Source organism: Pseudoflavitalea rhizosphaerae (assembly GCF_003991355.1).
In the GTDB taxonomy this organism is placed as follows: domain Bacteria; phylum Bacteroidota; class Bacteroidia; order Chitinophagales; family Chitinophagaceae; genus Pseudobacter; species Pseudobacter rhizosphaerae.
The window spans coordinates 448,206-473,709 of record NZ_RCSU01000001.1 but is presented as its reverse complement, the minus strand read 5'-3'; the positions used below and the strand labels follow the sequence as shown (position 1 = coordinate 473,709).

Sequence of the window (25,504 nt, the reverse complement as noted above, 5' to 3'; positions counted from 1 at the left end):
GCGTCGCCGGAGGCGACTAAATATAAGTCACTCGCCAGAGGCGAGCGACTGCCAACACCCAAAGTAAATATTGCAGTAATTAAAACAAGGACAGCTGGCTATTGTCTTTTGATTGTATCCTGGTGGTCTTATTCAGCTGTAGCATTTCATTCCCTTCCACTTCTTTCCCATCTACAAAGAACAGTTCGGATTCTTCATACCGGCTTGCTACTACAATCTTCGTTCCTCCGGCTTGCGCGCTGAACAATTCATTCACCAGTTCGGGTTTGTTATTATTCTTTGAAAGGTGCGATAAGATCAAATGGCTCAGGTGCCTGCTCCTGTAAGAAGTGAACAACTCCAGGGCCGCTGCATTGCTGAGGTGACCATGATCGCTGCTGATACGTTTTTTGAGATGCCAGGGATAATCGCTGTTCGCCAGCATGTCATCGCAATAATTGCTTTCCAGGAAAACGGCATGGCACTGCGTAAAACAATTCACCACTTCCTTACAGGCATGTCCTATATCCGTGATGATGCCGATATTCACCTGCCCATCGCTCACCATAAAACTATGGGGATCAGAAGCGTCATGGTATTTTTTGAAAGCAGTCACCTGTAAATTTCCGATGCTGATGGTGGAGCCGGCAGTAAATGAGTGTAAGAGGGAAGGAGCCACGCTGATGCGGCTGGCCCGCATGGTGGCATCGGTAATATATACAGGCAAGGAATGTTTCTTAGACAATACAGAAATGCCTGTGATATGATCAGCGTGTTCGTGGGTAACAAAGATGGCTTTCACAACAGATATCTCCAGTCCCAGACGCTTCATTCTTTTTTCTGTTTCCCTGCAACTGATGCCGGCGTCAATCAGCACTGCTTCGGTGCTATTGCCGATATAATAGCAATTGCCATTGCTGCCGGAATTGAGGGATGTAATGTGTACAGCCATACGCCGGTCAAAATTAAGGCGTTTGTTAATAATATCTTTAAACTTCTTAAACCATCCATGAAGGGTTTCGTAGATCAGGGAATGCGTTTATATTTGGCCACCCTTAGCACAAACTGAATGCAAAAACGTATAGCCAAAACCTTGCAGCTCCTGGTTGTTATCTGTATGACCACACCTGCGCTTTCCCAGAATATTCTGAAAGGGAAAGTGATCGACTCCTCTGAAAACAAGAAATTACACAATTCCATTGTTGCGCTCATCGATCTCAGTGATACTACGCTGTACCGCTCCTGGCGGGCCGGTGCGGATGGCGGATTTTCCATTTCGAAGATCCCTGCCGGAAAGTATACACTGCTGATCTCTTATCCGCGCATGGCGGATTTCTTGCAGGAACTGGATATCAGTGATACCAGCATCATCGATCTCGGTTATATTTCCATGATCACGGAAGCGAAACTGATGCAGGAAGTAGTGGTCACTGCCGGACGCGCCATGCGCATGCGGGGTGATACCCTTGAATACACGGCAGACAGTTTTGCTGTAAAACCCGGCGCCAATGTGCAGGCGCTCCTCAAGAGATTACCGGGCATTGAGGTGAGCAGGAGCGGGGCCGTTACGGCACAGGGACAGGAAGTGAAAAAACTCCTGGTGGATGGAGATGAGTTCTTTACAGACGATCCAAAATTTGCCGCACAATATCTCCGCGCCAATGCAGTTGATAGAGTACAGGTATTTGACAAGAAAAGCGATATGGCTACGCTCACTGGTTTTGATGATGGTAAAAAAACAAAAACCATCAACCTCAAAATGAAGAGCAGCGCCAAAAACGGCTATTTCGGGAAAGTATCCACCGGCGCCAATGGCGATGGTAACTACGAACATGAACTCATGGTGGGCGCTTTCAGGGGACCACTGAAAGCAGGTGTGTTTGGCATCGCATCCAAAAGTATGAGTCGCGATTTCAGCTCGGAAGTGCTGAGCCGGGCAGGAGGGGAATCGATGGATTATATCGAAGACGGTGTAGGCATGATGGTAGCCAACAAATCACAATCGGAAAGTATCGGTCAGTACAGCGGAAGTGGCCTGCCTTCTATTCTCAATGGTGGCGCACATTTTTCCAACAAATGGGGGAGCGATAACAAGAACGAACTTATGGGCAATTACCGCCTTCGCACACATACCGGCGATGGATGGGGTAACAGCACACGCTTCACAAAAAGTACAGACACATTAAGCTTCCTCGATAAAGACAGCCGTTCGGATAGAAGCGAAGGTTTTGGTCATAACCTGTCAGGACAAGTAGGAGTGAAGCTGGATACCTTTACCAGCATGATGGTGAAGGTGGCCGGTAGCAAAGGAAGAAAGGAGATCGACAGGAACACCGCTACCTCCTCCGCCAATTTCAGGAATATCGTTGTGAACAGCAGCGCCTCGGAAGAGAATGAGATCACCGATGACCAGTCGCTCAAATCTTCCGTGAGTATCTTAAGGGATATGCCGAAGATCGCGGGTAAGCTCAATGTTACTTTCGAGCAGGAATATTCCGATACGCGTGCGAACAATCGCGCCCTGACTGAAAATGCTTTCTTCGATGGAGTGACTGGTGAGCAGACCAGGGCGCAGTCGCTCGACAGGCTGCAGGCTTCCACTGAAAATTATGAAGGCTATGGCGGAAGGGCCAGTCTCACCAATCGCTTTAATGAGAAATGGTACACGCAGTTCGAGTATGGCCTGAAGGTCCGCATGTCTGAAAGCCGCTTCAATACGATGAATGGCAGCAATGGAAAGTATGACGACCGCGTAGACAGTCTCAGTAATAATTTCGATTTCACATCCCTTACGCAGATAGCAGGAGCGGGCATCAACTATAAAACAAGGAAGTGGTTGATAGGTGTAGGATCGAAGGTATTCCTCACCGGGCTGAAACAATTCAACCTGGATGCGGATGAAACGAGGAAAAGAACTTTTACCAACCTGGCGCCGTACTTCAGGGCCTCTTACAATTTCAGTCTCACCACCAGTCTTCATATCAATTACTCCGGCGCTACCGTACAGCCTTCCATGGAGCAGTTGCAGCCATTGCGCAGAACTGCCAATCAACTTGTGGTGCAGGAAGGTAACCCGGACCTGGTGCCTGGATTCAACAATAACCTGTCGTTTTCATTTAATAAATACAATTTAAGGCGAGAGTTGATGCTGATGGTGAATTTGTCAGGTTCGCTCAATACCAATGTGATCACCAATGCCACCACTATCAGCGAGCAGGGCAGGGTGAGCAAGTTTATGAATGTGGATGGGTTGCCGGGCGTGAATGCCATGGTGAACCTGTCTAAAGGATGGCGTAGCAAAGGCATCAATATCGGCGGTGGTTTCAATTTCTCAAATTTTGGCAGTTACAATATCCAGAACGGGGAGTTGTTCAGGATGTTCAATACCAGCTTTGGGATCAATTCGAATTTCAGGTATGACTTCAAGGAAATATTCAACCTGTCATTGAATTCCAATTTCGGTTTCTCCAGGGGGCGCTCGGAATTGAAGGGCGCTGTGAATTCCAATAATTTCCACCACACGCATAATTTTGCCGGCTCTGTCTCGCTTCCCTGGAAACTGGAAATCGGAACAGACCTGATGGGTTCTTTCAATCCCGGTAATGGTTCCTTTGCCAGCAGTGTGAATGTAGTAACCTGGAATGCGAATATCCAGAAAAAATTCCTGCAGAATGAAAGCCTTGTGCTGAAAGCTTCCGTGAACGATATCCTCAACAAGGCTACGGGATATCAGCGGAGTATCGATGGCGCCAACTGGAGTGAAAGCAATGGCTTTGTGTTGCGTCGTTATTTTATGGTTTCACTTTCCTGGAATTTTCTTGGTAAACTCTAATCAATTATCCTTTCGATCATGAATAAGTTCATACTACATATATTCGTTCTGTTCACCTGCTTTAGCGTCAATGCACAGGATTTTCTCACCAAAGGCAGCATCGAGTTTGAAGTGAAAGTGAATACCAAAAGGATGTTCGAAGAGATGTTCAAAGGGAAGGAAGACCGTGTGATGATGATGGGAGGTGACGGTGGCCAGGAGTTCTATGTAACCAAAAAACAGTTGCTGTTCAATGGCGATAAAACATTGTACAAACGCATTGGCTCAGATCCTTTCATGGGTGGCGAAGGAACTTCCATTTTTACTGATATTTCCGCTGGTGTATCCACTTTCAAAGGTTCTTCCATTACTTCCGATAAAATATTCGAGGATTCCGTTACGCGGCTTCGCTGGAAGATAGATGATGAAACGCGTGTGATCGCAGGATTCAAATGCCGCAAAGCCATTGGTGTGATGATGGACAGTATCTATGTGGTGGCTTTCTATTGTCCGGAGATCGTTCCGCAGGGCGGCCCTGAGATCTTTGCCGGCCTGCCCGGGATGATACTGGGACTGGCCATTCCCAGGATGTATACCACCTGGTTTGCAACTAAAATTCAACTTGAAGTGGACGAAAGGTTGTTAGTGGCTCCTGCACCTGCAAAAAAAGAAAAAATATACTCCATGACAGAGGCCAGGGAAGCCTACCGGAAAGAGATGGGCGCTTTCATGCGCAAGGATGTACATGATGATGAGATCGATCTTATGATGAAAGGCTTGGGAGGATCGAATGTCTTCCGCAGACCATAATCTTCCCGTAATAGCTAATTGATGGAAATGTTGTAACTTTCTCAAAGTGTGGCCCCTCCCCCCGAAATTCTACCCGCATTTTTTCATCAATTAAATCAATGGTTATGTCATTGCTCAGCAACAAATCAGCAATTGTGACCGGCGCTTCGTCCGGCATTGGTAGGGCTGTGGCCGAACTCTATGCGGCCAACGGCGCATCGGTGATTGTAGCAGACCTGGATGAGAAGGGTGGACAGGAAACAGTGGATGTGATTGTGAAAGCCGGGGGCAAAGCGAAATTCGTGAAAGCGGATTCTTCCAAACCGGCAGACAATGAAATGCTGGTAAAGGAAGCAGTGGATACATACGGAGGTTTGCATATTGCCTGTAATAATGCTGGTATTGGCGGTCCTTCTGCGCCTACCGGTGAGTACCCCGTAGATGGCTGGGATAAAGTGATTGCCATCAATCTCAGCGGAGTATTCTATGGAATGCGATACCAGATCCCGGCGATGCTGCAATCCAATGGTGGTGTGATCGTGAACATGGCCAGCATCCTGGGTTCGGTGGGCTTTGCCGGATCGCCTGCATATGTTGCTGCCAAGCATGGCGTGGTGGGCCTCACCAAAGCCGCTGCTATCGAATACTCGGCCAAAGGGATCCGTGTAGTGGCCGTTGGCCCGGGATTCATTGAAACACCGCTGCTGGCAAAAATGTCTGAGGAACAAATGAAAGGTCTGGTAGCCCTCCATCCGATCGGGAGACTGGGCAAGCCGGAAGAAGTGGCCGAGCTGGTGCTCTGGCTCAGTTCTTCCAAAGCCAGTTTTGTTACGGGAGCTTACTATCCGGTAGACGGAGCTTACCTGGCCCCTTAAACGAAATATTATTTAGCCTGCTTCAATAACCAATTGGCGAGATCGGTGGCGGCCTGCGGGTTCTCATATTCTGCGGGCAGTCTTTTGCCATCGATATATTCATTGTAGATCCAGGGGTCCCCGATTGCCAGTACTTTCCCTTTTCCAAATTCCGCAACTGCCATGATCACATGACCATTATCTGAGAATACAGACCTGGCGGGCTTTTGCACGGTAAGCGTACTCAGCTCTTTCAGGAAGATCTTCCTGGCATTGGGAAGCAAAGGGTGATTGGCAGGAACATCAAATGCACCCTGCTCATATTTGTTGTTGAACACAAGGTGGTACCTGTCTTCATTGAAGTGGATACCGAACTTATTGGCGAGCTGATTGAAGTGTTTGAATTCCGCATTGCCGGAATCATTGGCCAGCATCACCAGTACGCCGCCCTTCTTCACCCATTCAGTGATGGCCGTGATATGTTCTGACTGTATATAATTCGGCTGCGCGGTTTCTTTCTCCGTATCGGCATCCACAATGATATAAACACTGGCTTTGGCCAGGTTCTCCCTGGAGGGAGCAACAGGCAGTGAGTCCGTTAAGGCGCCGGCAACGCGGAATCTTTCGCCCCACATGCTGAAACCACTGTTGGTGGGATCTTCCCAGGTATAGTGGAAGCGCACCATATTGCCGGACTTATCCTTTTTGTATTCATTGTTGAAATAGTAATCGAGCAATACTGTTTTGGTTTGTGCGCCTTTGGGTTGCGCTACTGAACAGGATTGCACAAGCATCAGCGAAGCTGCTGCAAAGAAAAGAATGCGAAAAGGTTTCATACTAGCTTTTTTATAATTCGATGATTCTTTTTTCATCCCTGCTTTTGTAAGCCGCTTCGATGATACGGATCACATTGGTGCCTGCGCTGGCAGGAACGAATTTGTCTTCGAAAATGTTATTCTGGATGGCATCGTACAGGCCCTCATAGAAAGCGCCATAATTTCCCGCTTCCGATCTTACGGAGATCTTTTTCGGTTGTCCATCGATGTTTGTATGCAGTAATCCTGCTGCTGCGGGGTCTTCCACGCCCCAGGTATCATCTTCGGGGAGCAGGCCGGCATTGAGCTTTATCTCCTGCGGGTCAGCCCTGGGTTTGAGTAAGGAGCCGCTGGTGCCGTGGATGGCGTATGCGGGAATGGGTTCCATCACTACATAACCGCTCTTCAGTCTTACCCTCATGTGTGGGTAGAAGAAGATGATCTCGAAATAATCATCCACCTGCGAGCCGGGGCGTTGATGGGTGATGTCTGCAAAGAGTGCATCGGGCATTCCGAAGAGTACGAGGGCCTGGTCAATTACATGCGGCCCGAGATCATAGAGTACGCCTGTGCCCTGTACGGCAATTTCCTTATGGGGCTTGGGACTGAGCACCAGGTTGTACCGGTCGTAATGGATCTCCGCTTCCACTATTTGTCCGAGTGAGCCTTCTTCGATCACGCGGCGTACGGTGCGGATATCGCTGTCGAACCTTCGGTTCTGGTATACCGATAGTATCCTGTCTTGCTTCACTGCCAGCTCTTCCAGTTCGATGGCTTCGGCAACGGTAACGGTGAAAGGTTTTTCCACCACTACATGTTTGCCGGCGAGTAATGCTTTTTTCGTATAATCGAAATGGGTGATATTGGGTGTGTTCACCACCACAAGGTCGATATTAGGATCGGCCAGGATGGCTTCGTAATTATCGTAACTGATGATGCCGGGATAGAGATCGGCAGCGATCTTTTTGCTTCTTTCCCAAACACCATAGAGCTGGTAATGGGGGTTCTGATGGATGAAGGGCGCATGGAAAATTTTGCCCGACATGCCGAATGAACAGAGTGCTGTACGAATTGGTTGCATACGTCCGCTTTTGAATGAAGCTGCAATATAACGGAATCCGGTCACAGCGATCTGTCGAGATGCACATAACCTCCGTCCACATAAAGCAGCTGCCCGGTGGTATGGCTGCTTTTTTCAGACAACAGGAAGGCTGTAGTATTGGCGATCTCTTCTGCCGTGGTCATCCGGTTTCCTAACGGTATATTCTGAACGATGGAGGCCAGTTTTTCCTCAGGATTGGGCAAGCTGTTGATCCAGGTCTGGTAGAGCGGGGTATAGCATTCCGCCACCACTATGGCATTCACGCGGATACCGAAGGGGAGCAGCTCCACGGCCCATTCGCGGGTGAGTGCATTGCGTCCTCCATTGGAAGCGGCATAGGCCGAAGTGCCGCCCTGACCGGTATCTGCAGTTTTGGAACTGATATTAACGATAGCGCCTTTGCTTTCTTTGAGTGCGGGCAATGCATAATGCGCCATCAGGAAATAATGCACGAGGTTCTTATGAAGCGATGCCATGAAAGCATCATAGTTGCCGTTTTCGAGACTAACGCCGTCGTTGACGCCGGCATTGTTCACCAGGCCATCGATGCGCCCAAACTGCTTTAAAATGGCTTTGACGGCGTACTCGCTGGAAGCAGGGTCGGTTAGCTCTGCTTCCACCTGCCAGGCTTTGCCTCCACTGGCAGTGATAGTGTCCACTACTTTCTGGTTATCGGCGGACTTGCGCCCGATGATCACGGGGATGGCGCCTTCTTTTGCGAGTACGAGGGCAATGCCTTCGCCGATGCCTTTGGCGCCGCCGGTTACCGGGATTACTTTATGCTGAAGTTGAAGGTCCATAGAATTATTTTAAGAGTTCGGAGGGCTGGCAGTCGCTCGCCTCCGGCGAGTGACTTTTGTTCCGTCGCCTCTGGCGACACAGTGTTCGCCGGAGGCGAACTAATACAAGTCACTCGCCGGAGGCGAGCGACTGCCGGCACGCTGTCTATTTCTTCCAGGCAACCGCCGTTTGTTTGCTCGTTCCCAATCCATCTATTCCCAGTTCCATCACATCACCTGCCTTGATATAAACAGGTTCCGGTTTTTGTCCGAGTCCCACACCCGCAGGCGTACCGGTGGAGATCACATCTCCCGGCAGCAGGGTCATGAACTGGCTGAGATAATGTACCAAAAAAGGCACTTTGAAGATGAGGTTGCTGGTATTGCCGTCCTGCATCATCTTCCCATTCACGGAGAGCCATAAACGAAGATTGTTCACATCTTCTATCTCATCTTTGGTGGCGATCCATGGGCCGAGTGGAGCAAAAGTATCGCAGCTTTTCCCTTTCACCCACTGACCGCCGCGCTCCAACTGGAATTCGCGTTCGCTGTAATCGTTGTGCAGGCAGTAGCCGGCAACATGATCCATTGCCTCGGCTTCATCAACATAGCTTGCCTTTTTGCCGATCACCACGCTCAGTTCCACTTCCCAGTCCGTCTTCATGCTGTTGCGTGGGACCATCACATCGTCATTGGGGCCGCAGAGGGCTGAAGTGGCTTTGAAGAAGACCACGGGTTCGGCGGGTGCGGCCATATTGCTTTCGGCAGCATGGTCGGCATAGTTCAGCCCGATGCATATGATCTTTGATGGTCTGGAAACGGGGCTGGCCCAGCGAACACCGGCGGCTACTTCAGGAAGGCCGGGGTTCTTGTCCAGCGCGGCTTTCAGGTTGTCAATGCCATTGCCGGCAAAGAAGTCTTCATCAAAATCACGCACAAGCTGGCTTACATCGTAACGTTTGTTGTCGATCACAACGCCGGGTTTTTCCTGGCCGGGGTTTCCAAAACGGATCAGTTTCATTTTTCTATCTGTTTAGTAGTGTTTGATTTTGTTTATTTATCCAATGAGCAGCACCAGCAGGCTTTTTGCTCCGTGAGCGCCGATGACAAGGGATTGTTCGATATCGGCGGTCTTTGACGGACCGGCGATGAAAACACCGAACCCTTCCCTGGTGGTATCGATCTGCGCATACGCAGAATGCATTGTGTCCACTATTTTGGTTTTTTCCAGCACCAGCACCAGGTGCTGTGTAATAAAGGGCAATGCTCTGCTGATGCAATCTGATTCCTGCAACCAGATGGCGCCGTTCTCGGCCACGCCCAGTCTGCCTTCCAGTACGGCTACTTCAATGCTGGCGGCATCGTGCAGCAAGGCCTGGTTGCTGTTGCGCGGATGGTTCACGAAATCGGCGATGTGCGTCATCTGCGGGTAATGTTCCTGCACGGCTGCTGCAATTTCATTTCTCGCTTTCAATGTGATCACGGCGCCACCCACAGGTTCCAGCGATGCAATGAAGGCTGGTACCAGTTCCTCCACAGATGGAAGGTACTGAAAGGAGGCGGGCGCAGCAACCAATGCCGGCTTGTTTTTCCTGATAGCGTCCAGTATTTGTTGCCTGCTCACTTTTGTTGTTTTTTATTTTGCTGTTGCCGGAACCATTCGCGGAAACTTTGTTCCGGAACTTCCGGAAGTTCCCTTTGTTTGCCCCAGGGGTTGATCCGTTTGTTTACAGACAGGCCCGGGAACCATTTCAGGAACTTACGGGCCAGCCTACCCGAAATGGAATATTTTTTAGGGGATGACAGTACATTGCCCATAATTTTCATCGCGACTTTTTTGGTTGCCGGAGCATGACCATCGCGGGTGAGCACCTGACGCCACTGGTAAAGCTGGTTATGGATATCGATCTTCACCGGGCAAACATCCGAGCAGCTTCCGCAAAGTGTGCTGGCGAAAGGAAGATCGGCATATTGTTTCATATCTATATTCGGGGCCAGTATCGCACCGATAGGACCAGCCACCGCATTGTGATAACTGTGTCCGCCGCTCCTGCGGTAAACGGGGCAGGTATTCATGCAGGCCCCGCAACGGATGCATTTCAGTGAATTGCGGAAAGCGTCGCGGCCCAGTTGTGTAGTGCGGCCATTGTCTACGATGATAATATGCAGCTCCGCGCCGGGAGCGGCTTTGCGGAAATGACTGTTGTAAGTGGTAATGGCCTGGCCGGTAGCGCTTCTTGCCAGTAATCGCAGGAATACGCCGAGATCATTCGTTTTCGGTATCACCTTCTCGATGCCCATACAGGCGATATGTAACTTGGCGAGATGTGCGCCAAGATCTGCATTGCCTTCATTGGTGCAAACCACGAAAGCGCCGGTTTCGGCCACAGCAAAATTAACGCCGGTAATGGCGGCATCGGCCGCCAGGAATTTCTGACGTAGATGTTCACGCGCAGCGCTGGTGAGATACTGCGGATCCGATGCGCCAGCCTCGGTACCAAGATGCTCATGGAACAATTCACCCACTTCCTCCTTCTTGATATGAATGGCGGGCAGCACGATATGGCTGGGTGGTTCTTTTCTTAGTTGAACGATGCGTTCGCCGAGATCGGTATCCACCACTTCAATGCCATGTTCCTCCAGGAATGGATTGAGATGACATTCCTCGGTAAGCATGCTCTTGCTCTTCACGATCTTCCTGGCATTATGTTCTTTCAGCAATTGCAGCAGGATTTCATTATGTGCTTTGGCATCGGCTGCCCAGTGTACCTGCACGCCATTGGCTAGTGCCTGCTCCTCGAACTGTTGCAGGTATACGTCCAGGTTAGAGAGGGTATGCCCCTTGATGGCGGAAGCCTGGTTGCGCAGTTCCTCCCAATCGGCAACAGTATGCGCAATGCGGTCGCGTTTTGCTCGCACAAACCAGAGGGCTTCATCATGCCATTGCATGCGCTCCGTGTTTTTGACGAAGTCCTTTGCAGCATCGGGATGTGAATGATGGGTGAAACTCATTTTATTTATCATTTCATTTCGGAGTGGCCAGTCGCTCGCCTCTGGCGAGTGACTTCTAATTGTTCGCCTCCGGCGAACACCGCGTCGCCGGAGGCGACTAAATACAAGTCACTCGCCAGAGGCGAGCGACTGGCCACTCCCTGTTATGTTGGTTCGCCCGCAAGTATTTCAGCAATATGCATTACCCTGATAGGTAATTGTTGTCTTCTTATCAATCCTTCCTGGTGCATGAGACAGCTCATATCCGTTCCGGTGAGTACTTCTGCGCCATTCTTCCGGTAATCCTTCAGTTTTGAATTGCCCATGGCAACGGAAACAGCTTCTTCTGTAACACAGAAAGTGCCGCCGAACCCACAGCATTCATCGCCCCTGTTCAAAGGAACCATTTCAATTCCTTCTACCAGCTGCAGCAATTGCATTGGCTTGGAAAAGAAGGGGAGCATCCTTTCACTGGACGAGCCCAGCTGCAATCCACGTTGTCCGTGACAACCCTGGTGCAGCGCCACTTTTCCGGAAAAGCGACTGTTCAGAGCCGTTACTTTCAATACATCTGTGAGGAACTCACAGAGCTCAAATACGCGCTGGCGTATAGTGGTGGCCGTTGCTTCATCTTTATCATCATGCAGGTGATCCTTCACATGCAGTACACAACTGCCGGAGGGGCTTACTATATAATCGTACCCCGAAAAATTCTGCACGAAATTCCGGTTGCAACCTTTTGTGTAATCTTCAAAACCGCCATTGGCCATTGGTTGTCCACAGCAGGTTTGATTGGGTGGAAATTCAACCTCCACGCCCAGTTCTGTAAGCAGCTTCATTGTGGCGATTGCTACTTTGGGATAGAACTGGTCTACATAACAGGGTACAAATATAGCAACGCGCATCAGCTGTTCAGTTTTATGAAGCCGCCATCGATGGGGTAATCGCAACCGGTGATGAATCCGGCTTCATCGCTGGCGAGATACAGCACCAGGCCGGCGATCTCATCGGGAGAAGCCATGCGCCCGATGGGTTGTGTTTTGGACAGCTTCTCGAACATTTCGGCTTCCTGGCCGGGGTAATTGTTTTTGAGGAACCCGTCTACAAATGGTGTATGCACCCGGGCAGGCGATACGGAATTGCAGCGGATATTATCTTTCACATAATCTTTGGCAACGGAGAGCGTCATAGCCATTACTGCGCCTTTGGCGGTGGAGTACACGAAGCGGTCGCTCAATCCCACCCAGGCCGCAATGCTGGCCATATTGATGATCACGCCGCCGCCGGCTGCTTTCAGTTGCGGGATGGAGGCATAGAGGCAATTGTACACGCCTTTCACGTTCACGTTCATCACACGGTCGAAGTCGGCTTCCATTGTATTGTCTGCCTTCCCGATATGCGCGATACCTGCATTGTTCACGAGTATATGATGCTGGCCGATTGCCTGGAAGGTATTGATCACCTCCTGCTGGCTGGTTACATTACAGGCATGTACATACGCTTTTCCCCCAGCATCTGTGATAGCTTTGACTGCTGCCGCGCCGCTGTCTTCACTGAGCTCGATGATATGCACAATGGCGCCCTGCTTTGCAAACAGTGTGGCGATGGCTTTGCCGATGCCGCTTCCTCCGCCTGTTACTACTGCCTTTTTGTTTTGTAAGGAGAACATGTTTTTCGATTGAAAAATGAGCCTGAAATTAGTATGATAATGTAATTGAACTGTCCTGTTGCGTCCTGTGACGATTATGCTGTTCTTATTTTATGTCCTTTCCAGCCGAAATATGCCACCACTATAAAACAGATCAGTGGGATGCTGTAACCGTACTGGATATTTTTGGTGATATCTGCAATATATCCCAATACCGGTGGCAGTAAAGCGCCGCCCACAATGCTCATCACAATAAGGCTGCTGCCCAGTTTGGTATCTTTCCCCAGGTCTTTGATACCGAGTGAAAAAATGGTAGGGAACATGATGCTCATGAAAAAAGCGATACCTATCAGCGCATACACGGTGATCATGCCTTCCGCAAAAATGGCGATGAGCGATAGCAGCACATTGATGATGGAATAGATAGTGAGCAATTTGGCAGGAGCGATATAGCGCATTAAGAAAGTGCCTGCAAAGCGGCCACCCATGAAGGCCAGGCCATAGCCCAGTCCCAAATAATTAGCAGCGACTGTTTCTTTGATATTGGCAGCTTTGGTGGCAATTACGATGAAAAAGCTGCTCACACAAACCTGTGCGCCTACATAGAAGAACTGCGCCACCACAGCCCAGGTGAGGTGACGGTGACGGAAAGCATGCAGGGGATTGCCGCTACCGTCCTCGTTCCCTTCTTCTTTACTGTCCGGCATTTTGGTGAAAAAGATTAGCGCAGTTACCAGTAGGATCACGAGGCCAAGTATGAGGTAAGGCATTTTTACACTGTCTGCTTCGGATTGCAGATAAGCATTCCTGGCTTGTTCGGTCATGGCTGCCAGTTGTGCATCCGTGTACTCTGTTCCGGAAAGGATCATCTTTCCACCTACTATCGGCGCCACCATCGCGGCAAGCCCGTTGAAAGATTGCGCCAGGTTGAGCCTTTGTGTGGCGGATTCGGGCGGACCTAATACGGTGGCATAAGGGTTGGCGGCTGTTTCAAGGAAAGTGAGGCCGCAGGCGATCACAAAGAGTGCACCCAGGAAGAAAACATACTCGCGTGTATTGGCTGCGGGCAGGAAAAGGAAGGAACCGGTTGCAAAAAGGACCAGCCCTATCAGTATCCCTGATTTATAACCATACTTGCGCATGATGAAACCAGCAGGCAAAGCCATGATAAAATAAGCTATGAATACGGCTGAATCTACCAGTGATGATTGAAGGTTGCTCAACCGGAATGCCTTGCGTAAATGGGGGATAAGGATGGGATCGAGGTTATGCACAAATCCCCAAAAGAAGAAAAGGCTGGTGACCAGTATAAAAGGTAACAGCATTTTCTTGCCGGTAGATGCGGCAGTAGTTTTTACAGTTGATAAGGAAGCAATCGCCATGTATCGTTAGTTTAGAGTTGAAATATTTTATCCATCTTCATCCATTTCTCTCCGGGCTTTGCCGTTGGTAAGGCCTGCTGGTAGGTCCACATCTGTTCTTCCCATCGTTGCACTTCCGGGTTAACTGCATCGGCAGCTTGCTTCTTTTCAAAAGAAAAATCATCATTCACTTCCATGATCATGAAGAGCCGGTTCTCCAACCTATAGATCTGGAGATCCTCAATGCCTGCTTCTTTGATGGATTGGATAATGGCAGGCCATACAGCGCGGTGATGCTTTTCATAGTCGGCAATAAGCCCGGGATCGTTTTTCAGGTCGAGTGCAAAGCAATGTCTTTGGCTCATTTGGATGCTGTGTTTCGATGAATTATAAACTCAATATTCATGTATTTTGCTAAATATTCCTCCTGTATGCCAATATAGCTTAGTAGTATGGCAATTGCAGCAAATGAGGGCAATTACCTGCCAAAATAGATTAGTACTATGTCAATAGCCTCAATCCGGTTCACTTAATTAGTGGCTTATATTGCAATTGTTTAAAAGTAAATTTTTTCCGGTGTGTGTATTTACTGGTTAACCCTCCGGAAATGGATTATCACTTCAATCAAAACGTGACTGCTGTATGAAAAAGACCTGCCATGCTTTAACCCCGGCATGCTCTAACCTCCGCCGGGCTGTTATGCTGCTATTTATTCAGTTGTTCTGGGCGCTGCCATTACTGGCGCAACAGATCCCGCTCACCGGCATTGTAAAAAATGAAAAAGGTGAGCCGCTGAAAGGTGTCAGCGTAAATGTAAAAGGAACATCCACCGGCACCACCACCAATGATAATGGTGTGTTTTCCCTGGCTGTTTCCAATGAAAATGCCACACTTGTTTTTTCCATTGTAGGCCATGCCACACTTGAGAAGCCCGTTGGCAAAACCCGGACTTTCAATATTGAATTGAAAGAGGGTAGTGGCAACCCGCTTGACGAAGTGGTGGTGATCGGTTATGGAGGCACCATGCGCAAGCGCGACCTGGGCGGCTCCATCTCCTCTGTTGGTAAAAAACAGATAGCGGAGCGCCAGCCGGTGACCCTGTTCGATGCCCTGCAAGGACAGGCTGCCGGTGTACTGGTAATGAATGATAACGGCGATCCTGCCGGTCAGGGTACGATCCAGATCCGCGGAGCTTCTACCATCAACTCCGGTAATGGTCCACTCTATGTAATCGATGGAGTACTCAGTGAAGATGGGTTCAACATTGTAAATCCGGCTGATATTGAGTCCATCGAAATACTGAAAGACGCGGCCTCTGTTTCCATTTATGGAGCGCGCGGCGCCAATGGGGTGATCATCATTACTACCAAAAAAGGTAAAGCGGGTAAAGCCCAGGTGAATGTGAACTACAACCATGTAACGGGCAAACTGGCCCATAAGCTCCGCACCACAACCGCTGATGAACTGCGTACCTACAGAAGATTGCGCGGTGATGGTGGTAACGGGGTCAGGGTGGATTCCGTAAACCCTTATCTCAATGCCGATAATGATTACCAGGACCTGCTCTTCAGAACAGCCAATAAAGATATCGTTGGCCTGAGTATTTCCGGTGCTCAGCCAGGAGGAGCCAACTATTATGCAAGCCTCAACTATACAGACGACCGGTCCATTGTGGTCAATAGCTGGATGAAACGTCTTCAAAGTAAACTGAACGTTGGATATAACTTCAGCAAAAAGTTTTCGGCTACCCATGCGCTTTCGTTCGTATACCAGAAAGGCAACAATATTCCCGTAGGCACTTCTGCCAGGCAGGTATTTGAACGCAATCCCTGGACAAGTATTTACAGGCCGGATGGGATGTTGGCCAGTTATGTGGAGTCTAAAAGGAACCCGGTTGCATATGCATTGCTGAACAAGGATAACGATGATAACTTCACCATCCAGATGAGCAATACCTTCAGCTACCAGATCCTTCCTGACCTGAAGTTCTCAACTTTGTTCAATATCATCTACGATAATTTTATCAACAAGTCTTTCATGCCTTCCTTCCTGACTTCAGGGGGAAATGGAGATGCTACCGGCAGTAACGAGTTTTACAAAAGGTTCTACTGGGAGGCCCAGGGGTATTTCAACTACAGGAAAATGTTGGGCGACCATGAGATCACCGCTACATTGGGCGCCAGCGCCAACAGAAGAAAAGCTGAAACATTCCAGATTGCCATGTACAGGTACCTGAGTGAAGATATCAATACTTCCAATGCCGGTATCATTGACCTCACCAAAACCCGTACTACCGGGACCGCCAATGCGGATGCTTCCTTCTTCGGACGTGTTGGTTACAATTACATGGGTAAATATATCCTGCAGGGATCTGTGCGTCGCGACGGTTCTTCCCGTTTCGGTGAAGATAACCGTTTCGGCACCTTCTTTTCAGGGTCCGCGGCCTGGCGCTTCTCCCAGGAGAATTTCATGGACTGGGCTGCAGGTTTTATCCAGGATGGTAAGCTGCGGTATAGCATCGGTCAGTCTGGTAACGACCGCGTAGGTGATTATTCCCATTTTTCCAATATGGATTTCGGGCAGGAATTTTATAACGGCGTAAGCGCTGCTGCAGAATCCACCAGATTAGGTAACAATACACTAAAATGGGAAACCACTACTTCACAAAATATTGGCCTTGAACTCTCCTTCCTGAAAAACAGGGTCAATTTTACTGCCGAATATTATGAGAAGAAGACCAGTGACCTGCTTTATGATATTGAAATCCCTAAAGAAAGTGGAAAAAGTGGATTAACCAACAACCTCGGAAACATAAAAAATGTAGGCTGGGAGTTCACGCTGAGCGGCACACCAATAGCCACAAAAAATTTCAGCTGGGATATCGGCGGAAACATTTCTTTCATGAAAGGGACCATTGAAAAACTGAGAGGAAATTCGGCCTTGATACTTAACCAGTGGCGATTGATTGAAGGCGGCCGGATCGGTGATTTCTACATCTGGAAAAACCTGGGCGTTTACCAATGGAATGAATCGAATGCTTATAACGAACAGGGAGAGCGTCTCAACGTAGTGCTGGGCCAGGATGGAATGCCCAACGGAAGTTATACTGATGGCAGTGGTAAAGCATACACAGGACAAGTGTTCAGCAAGAGCCGTAACGGCAATAAGCTGCTGGGCGGTGATACTGAATGGCTGGATGTGAACAATGATGGCGTGATTGATGACTATGATAAAGTGATTGCAGGCAATGGTATTCCGGATTATTTCTTCGGGTTCAATACCACCATCAGGTACAAAAATCTGTCCCTGTTTGTATTGTTCAACGGCCAGATCGGGAACGAGATTTATAATAACGTTCGTAACGATCAGAACCGGAATAACTCCACCTATTCCCCGCCCATCTGGGATGCTATCGAAAATGCATGGTGGGAACCAGGCGATGTGGCCATCTATCCCAGGTTTGCAGCCAAAGACACCCGCGGAAGTATGAGCCCCGGCTATAATAGCCTTTACCTGGAAGATGGCTCTTTCATCCGCCTCACCAGTGTGCGACTGAACTATACTATCCCCAAAGAAATAGTAAGTAAGTGGAAGATCAATAGCGCCAGTGTTTTTCTCTATGGCAGCAACCTGCTTACCTGGACAAACTATAGCTGGTATGATCCGGAATTCTCTTCCAGAGGATTGCAGATTGGTATGGACTCCGGCAAGTATCCCAAGAGAAGGGAAGTAGGTGTGGGCATCAATGTTAACTTCTAAACGATTGCAAAGCATGAAAAAGATCATTCTAAATATTACAATGCTGGCTACTATAGTATTTTCCGGCGCAGGTTGTAAAAAATTCCTGGATGAGCGCCCTTTTACCCAGGTGCCAACAGACAGTTATTTTAAAAGCAGTAAAGACATTGCGGCCGCTGTAGCCGGTGTGTATGCCAGTTTTCAGATTGAAATGACAGGAAATGGTACAGGCAGCACCTGGGGCAAATACCATTTCTGGGGTGAAGGCCGCGCTGATAATTTCGATCGCACCCAATACAATTTTTCCCATGTGAACGAAATAGCTTCCAATGGACTTACTGCAGGTAATGCGGCCAGTAACTGGACGGGACTTTACCGTACCATTGGAAGAGCCAACAACTGTCTCAAGTACATCCCACTGGTGCCTCAATACGACAATAAGGCTACCCAAAAAGTGGTGGATGAGAATATGGCTCAGTGTTATGCCATGCGCGCCATCAGCTATTTCTATATCGTTAGATTATGGGGAGATGCGCCTATCTGGCTGGAACCCTATACTGACGTTAATGAGGACCCTAAAAAGCCCCGCGAATCGAAAGACAAGATCCTGCGTGAGATCATCATCGCCGATCTCGAAAAAGCATATGAGCTGATCCCGAAGAACGCAACGCCCAGTCAATGGTACATCGGTGAAGGCGCCATCTGCGCTATCCTCGCGGATGTGTATATGTGGATGGGAGAAGAAACGGAAGCACTCAAATGGTTCGCCAATCTCTTTAAGGCTAAATCGCCGACAGGCAAAGTATACAAGGGAATGAACGAAACTGATCTGGCAACGCAGGCAGACTGGAAAAATATCTTCATCAATGCCAATACGGTGGAAAATATCTGGAGCATCCACTGGGATTTCACAGTTAACGGTTGCGCCTGTACGCCGGTTTCCATCTATCATAGCAACAGCCCGCTGCAGATCGATTCCATCGTGCTGAACGACTGGGGAGCGATCCAGGAAACTGATTTACGTGCCAGGCAGACCATCGATTTCAACGCGCCGTTGAGAGACAGGCTGCTGAAATTCTATCCCATGCCTGCTTCGGGCAATCCAACATGGAACGATGCAACCAAACAACTTCCCGTGTATCTCACCATGTACCGCCTCACGGATATGATGCTCCTGTATGCGGAAGCGCTCAATCAAACAGGAGACCCGGTTAATGCCCTCAAATGGTTGAATATCGTGCGCGTTCGTGCCGGCCTTCCTGCTTACCTGGATACCGATCCGGAAGTAAATACGCAAGAAGCCTTGCAGAATGCACTGCTGAATGAACGCCGCTACGAATTGTTCGGTGAAGGCAAACGCTGGTTCGACCTCGTTCGCACCAGGAAAGTTCAGGAAGTGATGGACCCCGTGCTCATACTGAGACAACGCAGGCAACTGGTGGAGGAAGTAGGCTTCGGCTCCGATGAAAGGAAATGGTTATGGCCCATCCACCGTACACTGATTGAAGACAATCCACAGTTGAAACAAAATGAACCTTACAACTAATTGTACTGTTATGAAATGCTCCCAACTCAATATAATTGCAGCTTCCCTTCTGCTGATGTTTGCTGTTACCAGTTGTAAAAAGCTCAGCCTTCAGAAAGATTATGATCGCACTCCGCATACACTGGACCCCAAACTCAACAAGTCGGCAGGTAAATACCTCTCTGACCGGGCTACAGGTGTGGCGGCGCCCAATGATACACTCTTTGCCTGGATGATGAGGGGAATTCAATATGCAGAGATCGATCTCGCTGAATATGAAAAAACCGGCAAAACTTTCGTGTTCCTGCACAATGATGCCGTCAGAAGAGTGTCTTCCAACAAGATCCAGCCAGACTGCTTTTTCGGCGCCAACCTCGTAAATGGTTTGCCTGGTCAGAAATGGGAAGACTATCCAAAGGAGTTTGTGAAAAATTATCTCCTTTACCTGATCGCATCCGGCGTTCATGACCACTATACCATCACAAACCCGGAAGTGAATGCAGAAGTATCCACCCTGGCGCCGGAAGGAGCTTTCAGCGCGCTGCCGGCAGGCATCACAAGACATGTCAATTACCCATTTGATCCGGAGAATAACCCTAAGGCGCTGATCAGGTTCAAAGTGCTCAATTCCTCTCCATCCAATACTTCGGATTATCCCATCGTATTGAATGATGTACTGAATGTGCGCACCAGCAGCCTTCAGGCAACTAATGGAACTGTACATGTGATAGACAGGTTTGTGCCACCAACACTGATTCAATGATGACCGGAATTTCGATGAACTATATCGAGTCATTTTTTTATTCATCAACAGGGATCCGGCAGCAGCCGGATCTTTGTTGTGCAGCAGGCAAACTGTTTTTTCCAATTCCCAACCGGTCCGTTCCGGAAGAAATCGTACTTTAATTGAAAACTGATACAGAATAATGAAGAAGCTGGCCTTTCTCTTAATGATAGCATTGCTTACCGGCGGCATCCCATCACAGGCGCAATTTTCAGAACGACTGAACGATAACTGGGAATTCCTCAGACAAGACCTCGGTGGTATCTGGGAAGCCATCCGTCCTGTTGGTAAAGGCAATCCCGAAAGCGTTCCCCTCTGGGAAAAAGTAACCCTGCCACATTGCGTGAATGCCACCGATGGAGTTGACCCGGATAAGAATTATTACCAGGGCCCCGCCTGGTACCGTACACTATTATCTATCGCCAACCCATATCCGAAAGGAAGAACGATCCTTCATTTTGAAGGTTCAGGCCAGAAAACATCGGTGTACGTGTACGATCAGCTGGTGAAAACACATGTAGGCGGATATGATGAGTTCAAAGTGGATATCACTGATGCGGTGGAAGCATTCAGAAAGAACCCTGCTTACCAGAAACAATTCAATGGAAAGATACCGGTGAGTATCAGATCAGATAATTCCCGTGATCTTGAAATGATCCCGAGCAGTTTGTCTGATTTCAATATCTATGGAGGGATCTACAGGTATTTGAACCTGGTGTATATGCCCGAAATTTCTTTTGATAAAGTGCATGTGAAAGCAGAAGTGGATAAAGATGGAAAGATGGGAAAACTGACCATCAATACTAACTTCTATGAACCAACGAAATCATCGGAGAACAGCAAGCTGCTGATCCGGCTGATCGATCCCTCAGGTAAGGCGGTCAAACTCGATGCAGCATTTGCAACTTCCGGTTATTTGCGGGAAGCCGGGCTGGGCGGACGAAAGGAGTTTGTATTCGATCTGAAGAAGCCACGCTTATGGTCAACTGAAAATCCTGAATTGTACACAGTAGAACTCACACTTCAAACAGCTTCCTCGGAAATAAAGGAAACGGTAAAGGCGGGCTTCCGTCAATTTGAATTTGTTGAACAGGGACCATTCCTGCTCAACGGAAAAAGATTATTGCTGCGCGGCACACACCGTCATGAAGATCATGCCGGCGTAGGCGCTGCCATGACGGAAGAGATGATGCGCAAAGAGATGATCATGATGAAAGAAATGGGCGTCAACTTCATCAGGCTCGGGCATTACCAGCAAAGCCGCATCATCCTGCAATTATGCGATAGCCTCGGCATTGTTGTATGGGAAGAAATTCCCTGGTGCCGTGGCGGCCTAGGTGGAGAAGTATACAAAGAACAGGCGAGAAGGATGTTGAAGAATATGATTGCCCAGCATTACAATCATCCTTCCGTGATCATCTGGGGACTGGGCAATGAGAACGACTGGCCCGGCGATTTTCCTGAGTTCAGCAAAGATTCCATCCGCGCTTTCATGAAGGAGCTGAACGATCTTAGTCATGAACTGGACCCTTCCCGCAAAACAGCCATCCGCCGCTGCGATTTCTGTAAAGACATCGTGGATGTATATTCTCCTTCCATCTGGGCGGGATGGTACCGCGGTATCTATACGGAATACAAAAGCGTATCCGAAATGGAAATGAAACGCGTGAAGCATTTCCTGCACGTGGAATGGGGCGGTGATTCACACGCAGGCCGTTTCTCCGAAACGCCCGATAATGCTTTACTCAAAGTGAGATCAGGTGGCGGCGCTGATGAACGCGCCGGCGATGCATCGCTCTATGGCGGCGCAGCGCGCGTGAGCAAGGATGGCGACTGGAGCGAATCTTATATCTGTAACCTGATCGACTGGCACCTGAAAGAACAGGAAACCATGCCCTGGCTTACAGGCACTGCACAATGGCCTTTCAAGGATTTCTCCACGCCTGTCCGCCCTGATAATCCTGTTCCCTATATGAACCAAAAAGGTGTAGTGGAGCGCGATTTCACGAAAAAAGAATCTTATTATGTTTTCCAGTCGTACTGGACTTCTACACCGATGGTCCATATCTACGGTCATAACTGGCCGGTAAGATGGGGTGATGAGGGAGAAGAAAAAATGATCAAGGTTTATTCCAATTGCGACGAAGCAGAAGCCTGGTTGAACGGCAAAAGCCTGGGTGTGAAAAAAAGGAATAGCCAGGATTTTCCTGCTGCCGGACTGAGGTGGAATACCGCTTTCAATAAAGGCAAGAATGTGGTGAAAGTGGTGGCGAAAAAAGGAAAAACAATATTGTACGATTCCATTTCTTTCCAGTATCAAACGGAAAAATGGAACAAGCCTGCGCAGGTAAAACTGCAAAAACTGGAAGAGTCCAATGGCATCGTTACCATTCAGGCCACATTGCATGATGCCAATGGCGTACAGTGCCTGGATGCCGCCAACCGGATCCGTTTCAAACTCGCCGGTGACGGACAGCTGATCGATAACCAGGGCACAAGTTCCGGGTCGAATTATGTACAACTGTACAATGGCCGTGCAATCATCCGTGTGAATACCAATAAAGGAAAATCAGTGCTGAGCGCTACAGTACCAACTGTGCCCTCAGCCTTTATAGAATTATGAATATAACGCGGGGTGTCAACAGTCGCTCGCCTCTGGCGAGTGACTTTTAATTGTTCGCCTCCGGCGAACACTGCGTCGCCGGAGGCGACTAAATACAAGTCACTCGCCAGAGGCGAGCGACTGGGCACTCCCTGATAAAATCTCATTTGGCAATGAAACGCATTATCATCTTATCGCTCATTTTTGTTCAGTCACTGCTTGCATCTGCGCAATATGATCCTGCCCTGAAACTCTGGTACAATACACCTTCCACCATCTGGGAGGAAGCATTACCGCTCGGCAATGGGAAAACAGGCGCCATGGTTTTTGGCAGTGTTCAGAAAGAAAGGTTCCAACTCAATGACAATACACTCTGGAGCGGCTTTCCCGAGCCCGGCAATAATCCGAACGGACCTACAGTTTTGCCACAGGTACGTGAAGCCGTTTTCAAAGGTGACTATGAACTGGCTGCCAAACTCTGGAAGAAAATGCAGGGGCCTTACTCCGCCCGTTACCTGCCACTCGGGGATCTCTGGCTCACATTCGATCATAAGGATTCAGTCACTGAAAAATATCACCGTGAGCTGGACCTCAACAACGCCATCTCCACCGTCCGTTATACCAAAGATGGCGTGGAATATACCCGTGAAACTTTTACCAGTTTCCCTGCAAAGGCAATGGTGGTGAGGCTGACTGCAAACAAGAAAAATGCACTGAACTTCACCGTTGATCTTAGCAGCAAACTCCGCTTCACTACCAAAGCTGCTTCGAAGGATTTGCTGGTATTGAAAGGGAAGGCGCCGAAATTTGTAGCCAACCGACCATACGAACCCAAACAGGTTGAATACGATGATGAGAAAGGAGAGGGCATGACTTTCGAGATCCGGGTGAAACTGGTGAATGAAGGCGGCAAGATCAGTGCAGCAGGAGATCAGTTGACTGTCAGCAATGCCAACAGTGTTACCATCTACCTTACCGAAGCTACCAGCTTCAATGGATTCAACCGCTCCGCGGCATTCCAGGGAAAGAACCCATCCATCGAAGCCATGAGCAATATGGGCAAAGTATCTTCCATTGCTTATGATGTATTGAAGAAAGCACATATAGCCGATTACCAATCCCTATTCAAACGTGTAAAATTGGATTTAGGAAAAGATGAAGAATCCCTGAAATTGCCTACTGATCTGCGTTTGAAAACGTTCAGCAAGCGTGGTGGCGACAATCCCCTGGTGAGCCTCTACTATCAGTTCGGGCGTTACCTGATGATTGCCGCATCTCGCCCGGGTTCCAGGCCAACCAACCTGCAGGGCATCTGGAACGATCATGTACAACCGCCATGGGGCAGTAATTATACCACCAATATCAATACAGAAATGAATTACTGGCTGGCGGAGAACACCAATCTCTCCGAATGCCACCAGCCATTATTCGATTTCATGAAAGAGCTGGCCGTGAACGGCGCCGCTACCGCCAAAGTGAATTATAATATCGATGAAGGCTGGGTTGTACATCATAACTCCGATCTCTGGGCCAAAACATCACCGCCCGGTGGTTATGAATGGGACGAGAAAGGTATGCCGCGCTGGAGCTGCTGGCCTATGGCCGGTGTATGGTTCGCCACGCATCTCTGGGAGCATTATCTCTTTACCGGCGATCTGAAATTCCTGCGCGAACAGGCATACCCGTTAATGAAGGGGGCCGCACAATTCCAGTTGCAATGGCTGATCAAAGATCCTGCGAGTAATTATCTTATCACCAATCCCAGCACATCACCGGAGAATACTTTGAAGAAAGATGGAAAAGAATACCAGGTAAGTATGGCCAGCACCATGGATATGAGCCTGCTCCGCGAGCTTTTCACTGCATTGATCAGTGCAGCCGATCTCCTGAAGACGGATGCTGCATTCAAAGCAAAACTGGAAAAAGCAAAAGAGCAATTGTATCCTTTTCATATCGGTCAGTACGGCCAGTTGCAGGAATGGTTTAAAGATTGGGACCAGCCTACTGACAAGCATCGTCACCTCTCGCATTTGTTCGGTCTGTATCCAGGCAGCCAGATCACAGTGAAGCAAACACCTGAGTTGGCGGCTGCGGCCAAACAATCGCTTATCCATCGTGGTGATGTAAGCACAGGATGGTCCATGGCCTGGAAAGTGAACTGGTGGGCCAGGTTACAGGATGGAGAACACGCGTATAAGATCCTCAGCGATGCATTTACGTATATCAATCCTCGTGAGATCCGTGAGACCATGGGGGGAGGCGGCACCTATCCCAACCTCTTTGATGCGCATCCTCCATTCCAGATAGATGGCAATTTCGGCGCCACTGCCGGTATAACGGAAATGCTGCTGCAAAGCCATGATGGCCGCCTCAGTCTCCTCCCGGCCCTTCCTGCCGCATGGCCTTCCGGCTCCGTGCGCGGCATCAAAGCTCGCGGCAATTTCACGGTGAGCCTGCAATGGAAAAATCAACAACTGGAAAAAGCGACCATCTATTCCGGCTCAGGAGGTAATTGCCGTATCCGCACAAGCATTCCTGTTAGAGTGGTGGAAGCAAACGCTAAGTCAGCCAGCGGCAACAACACCAATAAGCTGACTATATCCTATGGCATTCCTCCTTATGAAGTGGTGAACAGGGAAGCTATCACAATGCTGCCTGTATCCACTGAATACGTTATCGATTTCAATACTGTAAAAGGAAAAACCTATACGATCCTTCCTAAATAA

Annotated in this window: 19 protein-coding genes; 8 read left to right on the top strand and 11 right to left on the bottom strand. The window is 48.9% G+C overall.

Going from position 1 to position 25,504, the window contains the following annotated elements; translation table 11 throughout:
* Positions 1–79: 79 nt before the first annotated feature.
* Positions 80–931 carry an MBL fold metallo-hydrolase gene (locus D9Y29_RS01760; RefSeq protein WP_127124711.1) on the bottom strand — a complete coding sequence of 284 codons (852 nt, stop codon included), beginning with the start codon at positions 929–931 and terminating at the stop codon, positions 80–82.
* A 117-nt stretch (positions 932–1,048) separates the two neighbouring features.
* Between D9Y29_RS01760 and D9Y29_RS01755 the strand changes: the two genes are divergently transcribed.
* The 3 genes from D9Y29_RS01755 to D9Y29_RS01745 all read left to right on the top strand — a co-directional run bounded on the left by D9Y29_RS01755 (position 1,049) and on the right by D9Y29_RS01745 (position 5,454).
* Positions 1,049–3,811: an outer membrane beta-barrel protein gene (locus D9Y29_RS01755; RefSeq protein WP_127124710.1), complete on the top strand. Its 2,763-nt coding sequence runs from the start codon at positions 1,049–1,051 to the stop codon at positions 3,809–3,811.
* A gap of 18 nt (positions 3,812–3,829) precedes the next feature.
* A complete protein-coding gene (locus D9Y29_RS01750) occupies positions 3,830–4,600 on the top strand; it encodes a GLPGLI family protein (protein WP_127124709.1) in 771 nt (256 codons plus the stop codon).
* 104 nt (positions 4,601–4,704) lie between these two features.
* Positions 4,705–5,454, top strand: coding sequence for an SDR family NAD(P)-dependent oxidoreductase (locus D9Y29_RS01745; protein WP_206513685.1), 750 nt, complete (start codon positions 4,705–4,707; stop codon positions 5,452–5,454).
* A gap of 8 nt (positions 5,455–5,462) precedes the next feature.
* Here the strand turns inward: D9Y29_RS01745 and D9Y29_RS01740 are convergent, their stop codons facing one another.
* The 10 genes from D9Y29_RS01740 to D9Y29_RS01695 form a co-directional block, all read right to left on the bottom strand.
* Positions 5,463–6,269, bottom strand: coding sequence for a DUF4350 domain-containing protein (locus D9Y29_RS01740; protein ID WP_127124708.1), 807 nt, complete (start codon positions 6,267–6,269; stop codon positions 5,463–5,465).
* 10 nt (positions 6,270–6,279) lie between these two features.
* Positions 6,280–7,329: a Gfo/Idh/MocA family oxidoreductase gene (locus D9Y29_RS01735; protein ID WP_127124707.1), complete on the bottom strand. Its 1,050-nt coding sequence runs from the start codon at positions 7,327–7,329 to the stop codon at positions 6,280–6,282.
* Between the two features lie 41 nt (positions 7,330–7,370).
* Positions 7,371–8,150 carry an L-fucose dehydrogenase gene (locus D9Y29_RS01730; protein WP_127124706.1) on the bottom strand — a complete coding sequence of 260 codons (780 nt, stop codon included), beginning with the start codon at positions 8,148–8,150 and terminating at the stop codon, positions 7,371–7,373.
* 145 nt (positions 8,151–8,295) lie between these two features.
* On the bottom strand, positions 8,296–9,150 hold the full coding sequence (locus D9Y29_RS01725; protein WP_127124705.1) for a fumarylacetoacetate hydrolase family protein: 855 nt from the start codon (positions 9,148–9,150) through the stop codon (positions 8,296–8,298).
* A 36-nt stretch (positions 9,151–9,186) separates the two neighbouring features.
* Positions 9,187–9,753, bottom strand: coding sequence for a LutC/YkgG family protein (locus D9Y29_RS01720; protein WP_127124704.1), 567 nt, complete (start codon positions 9,751–9,753; stop codon positions 9,187–9,189).
* Positions 9,750–11,141, bottom strand: a complete 1,392-nt coding sequence (locus D9Y29_RS01715) for a lactate utilization protein B (RefSeq protein WP_127124703.1) — start codon at positions 11,139–11,141, stop codon at positions 9,750–9,752. The genes D9Y29_RS01720 and D9Y29_RS01715 overlap by 4 nt, the downstream gene beginning before the upstream one ends.
* 143 nt (positions 11,142–11,284) lie before the next feature.
* Positions 11,285–12,025 (bottom strand): (Fe-S)-binding protein, encoded by a 741-nt coding sequence (locus D9Y29_RS01710; protein WP_127124702.1) that lies wholly within the window; start codon positions 12,023–12,025, stop codon positions 11,285–11,287.
* Complete coding sequence (locus tag D9Y29_RS01705; protein ID WP_127124701.1) at positions 12,025–12,789, bottom strand: SDR family NAD(P)-dependent oxidoreductase; 765 nt, start codon at positions 12,787–12,789, stop codon at positions 12,025–12,027. Before D9Y29_RS01705 ends, D9Y29_RS01710 begins: the two co-directional genes overlap by 1 nt.
* A gap of 74 nt (positions 12,790–12,863) precedes the next feature.
* Complete coding sequence (gene fucP, locus D9Y29_RS01700; RefSeq protein ID WP_127124700.1) at positions 12,864–14,150, bottom strand: L-fucose:H+ symporter permease; 1,287 nt, start codon at positions 14,148–14,150, stop codon at positions 12,864–12,866.
* 11 nt (positions 14,151–14,161) lie between these two features.
* The gene (locus D9Y29_RS01695) at positions 14,162–14,494 is read right to left on the bottom strand and encodes an L-rhamnose mutarotase (RefSeq protein WP_127124699.1); all 333 of its coding nucleotides are present in this window, start codon (positions 14,492–14,494) and stop codon (positions 14,162–14,164) included.
* Between the two features lie 334 nt (positions 14,495–14,828).
* On the opposite strand from D9Y29_RS01695, the gene D9Y29_RS01690 reads away from it, so the two are divergent.
* The 5 genes from D9Y29_RS01690 to D9Y29_RS01670 all read left to right on the top strand — a co-directional run bounded on the left by D9Y29_RS01690 (position 14,829) and on the right by D9Y29_RS01670 (position 25,504).
* Positions 14,829–17,888: a SusC/RagA family TonB-linked outer membrane protein gene (locus D9Y29_RS01690; protein WP_127124698.1), complete on the top strand. Its 3,060-nt coding sequence runs from the start codon at positions 14,829–14,831 to the stop codon at positions 17,886–17,888.
* 13 nt (positions 17,889–17,901) lie between these two features.
* On the top strand, positions 17,902–19,413 hold the full coding sequence (locus D9Y29_RS01685; protein ID WP_127124697.1) for a RagB/SusD family nutrient uptake outer membrane protein: 1,512 nt from the start codon (positions 17,902–17,904) through the stop codon (positions 19,411–19,413).
* Between the two features lie 10 nt (positions 19,414–19,423).
* Positions 19,424–20,155, top strand: a complete 732-nt coding sequence (locus tag D9Y29_RS01680; RefSeq protein ID WP_127124696.1) for a hypothetical protein — start codon at positions 19,424–19,426, stop codon at positions 20,153–20,155.
* 163 nt (positions 20,156–20,318) lie between these two features.
* Positions 20,319–22,799, top strand: a complete 2,481-nt coding sequence (locus D9Y29_RS01675; RefSeq protein WP_127124695.1) for a glycoside hydrolase family 2 TIM barrel-domain containing protein — start codon at positions 20,319–20,321, stop codon at positions 22,797–22,799.
* 152 nt (positions 22,800–22,951) lie between these two features.
* A complete protein-coding gene (locus D9Y29_RS01670; protein WP_127124694.1) occupies positions 22,952–25,504 on the top strand; it encodes a glycoside hydrolase family 95 protein in 2,553 nt (850 codons plus the stop codon).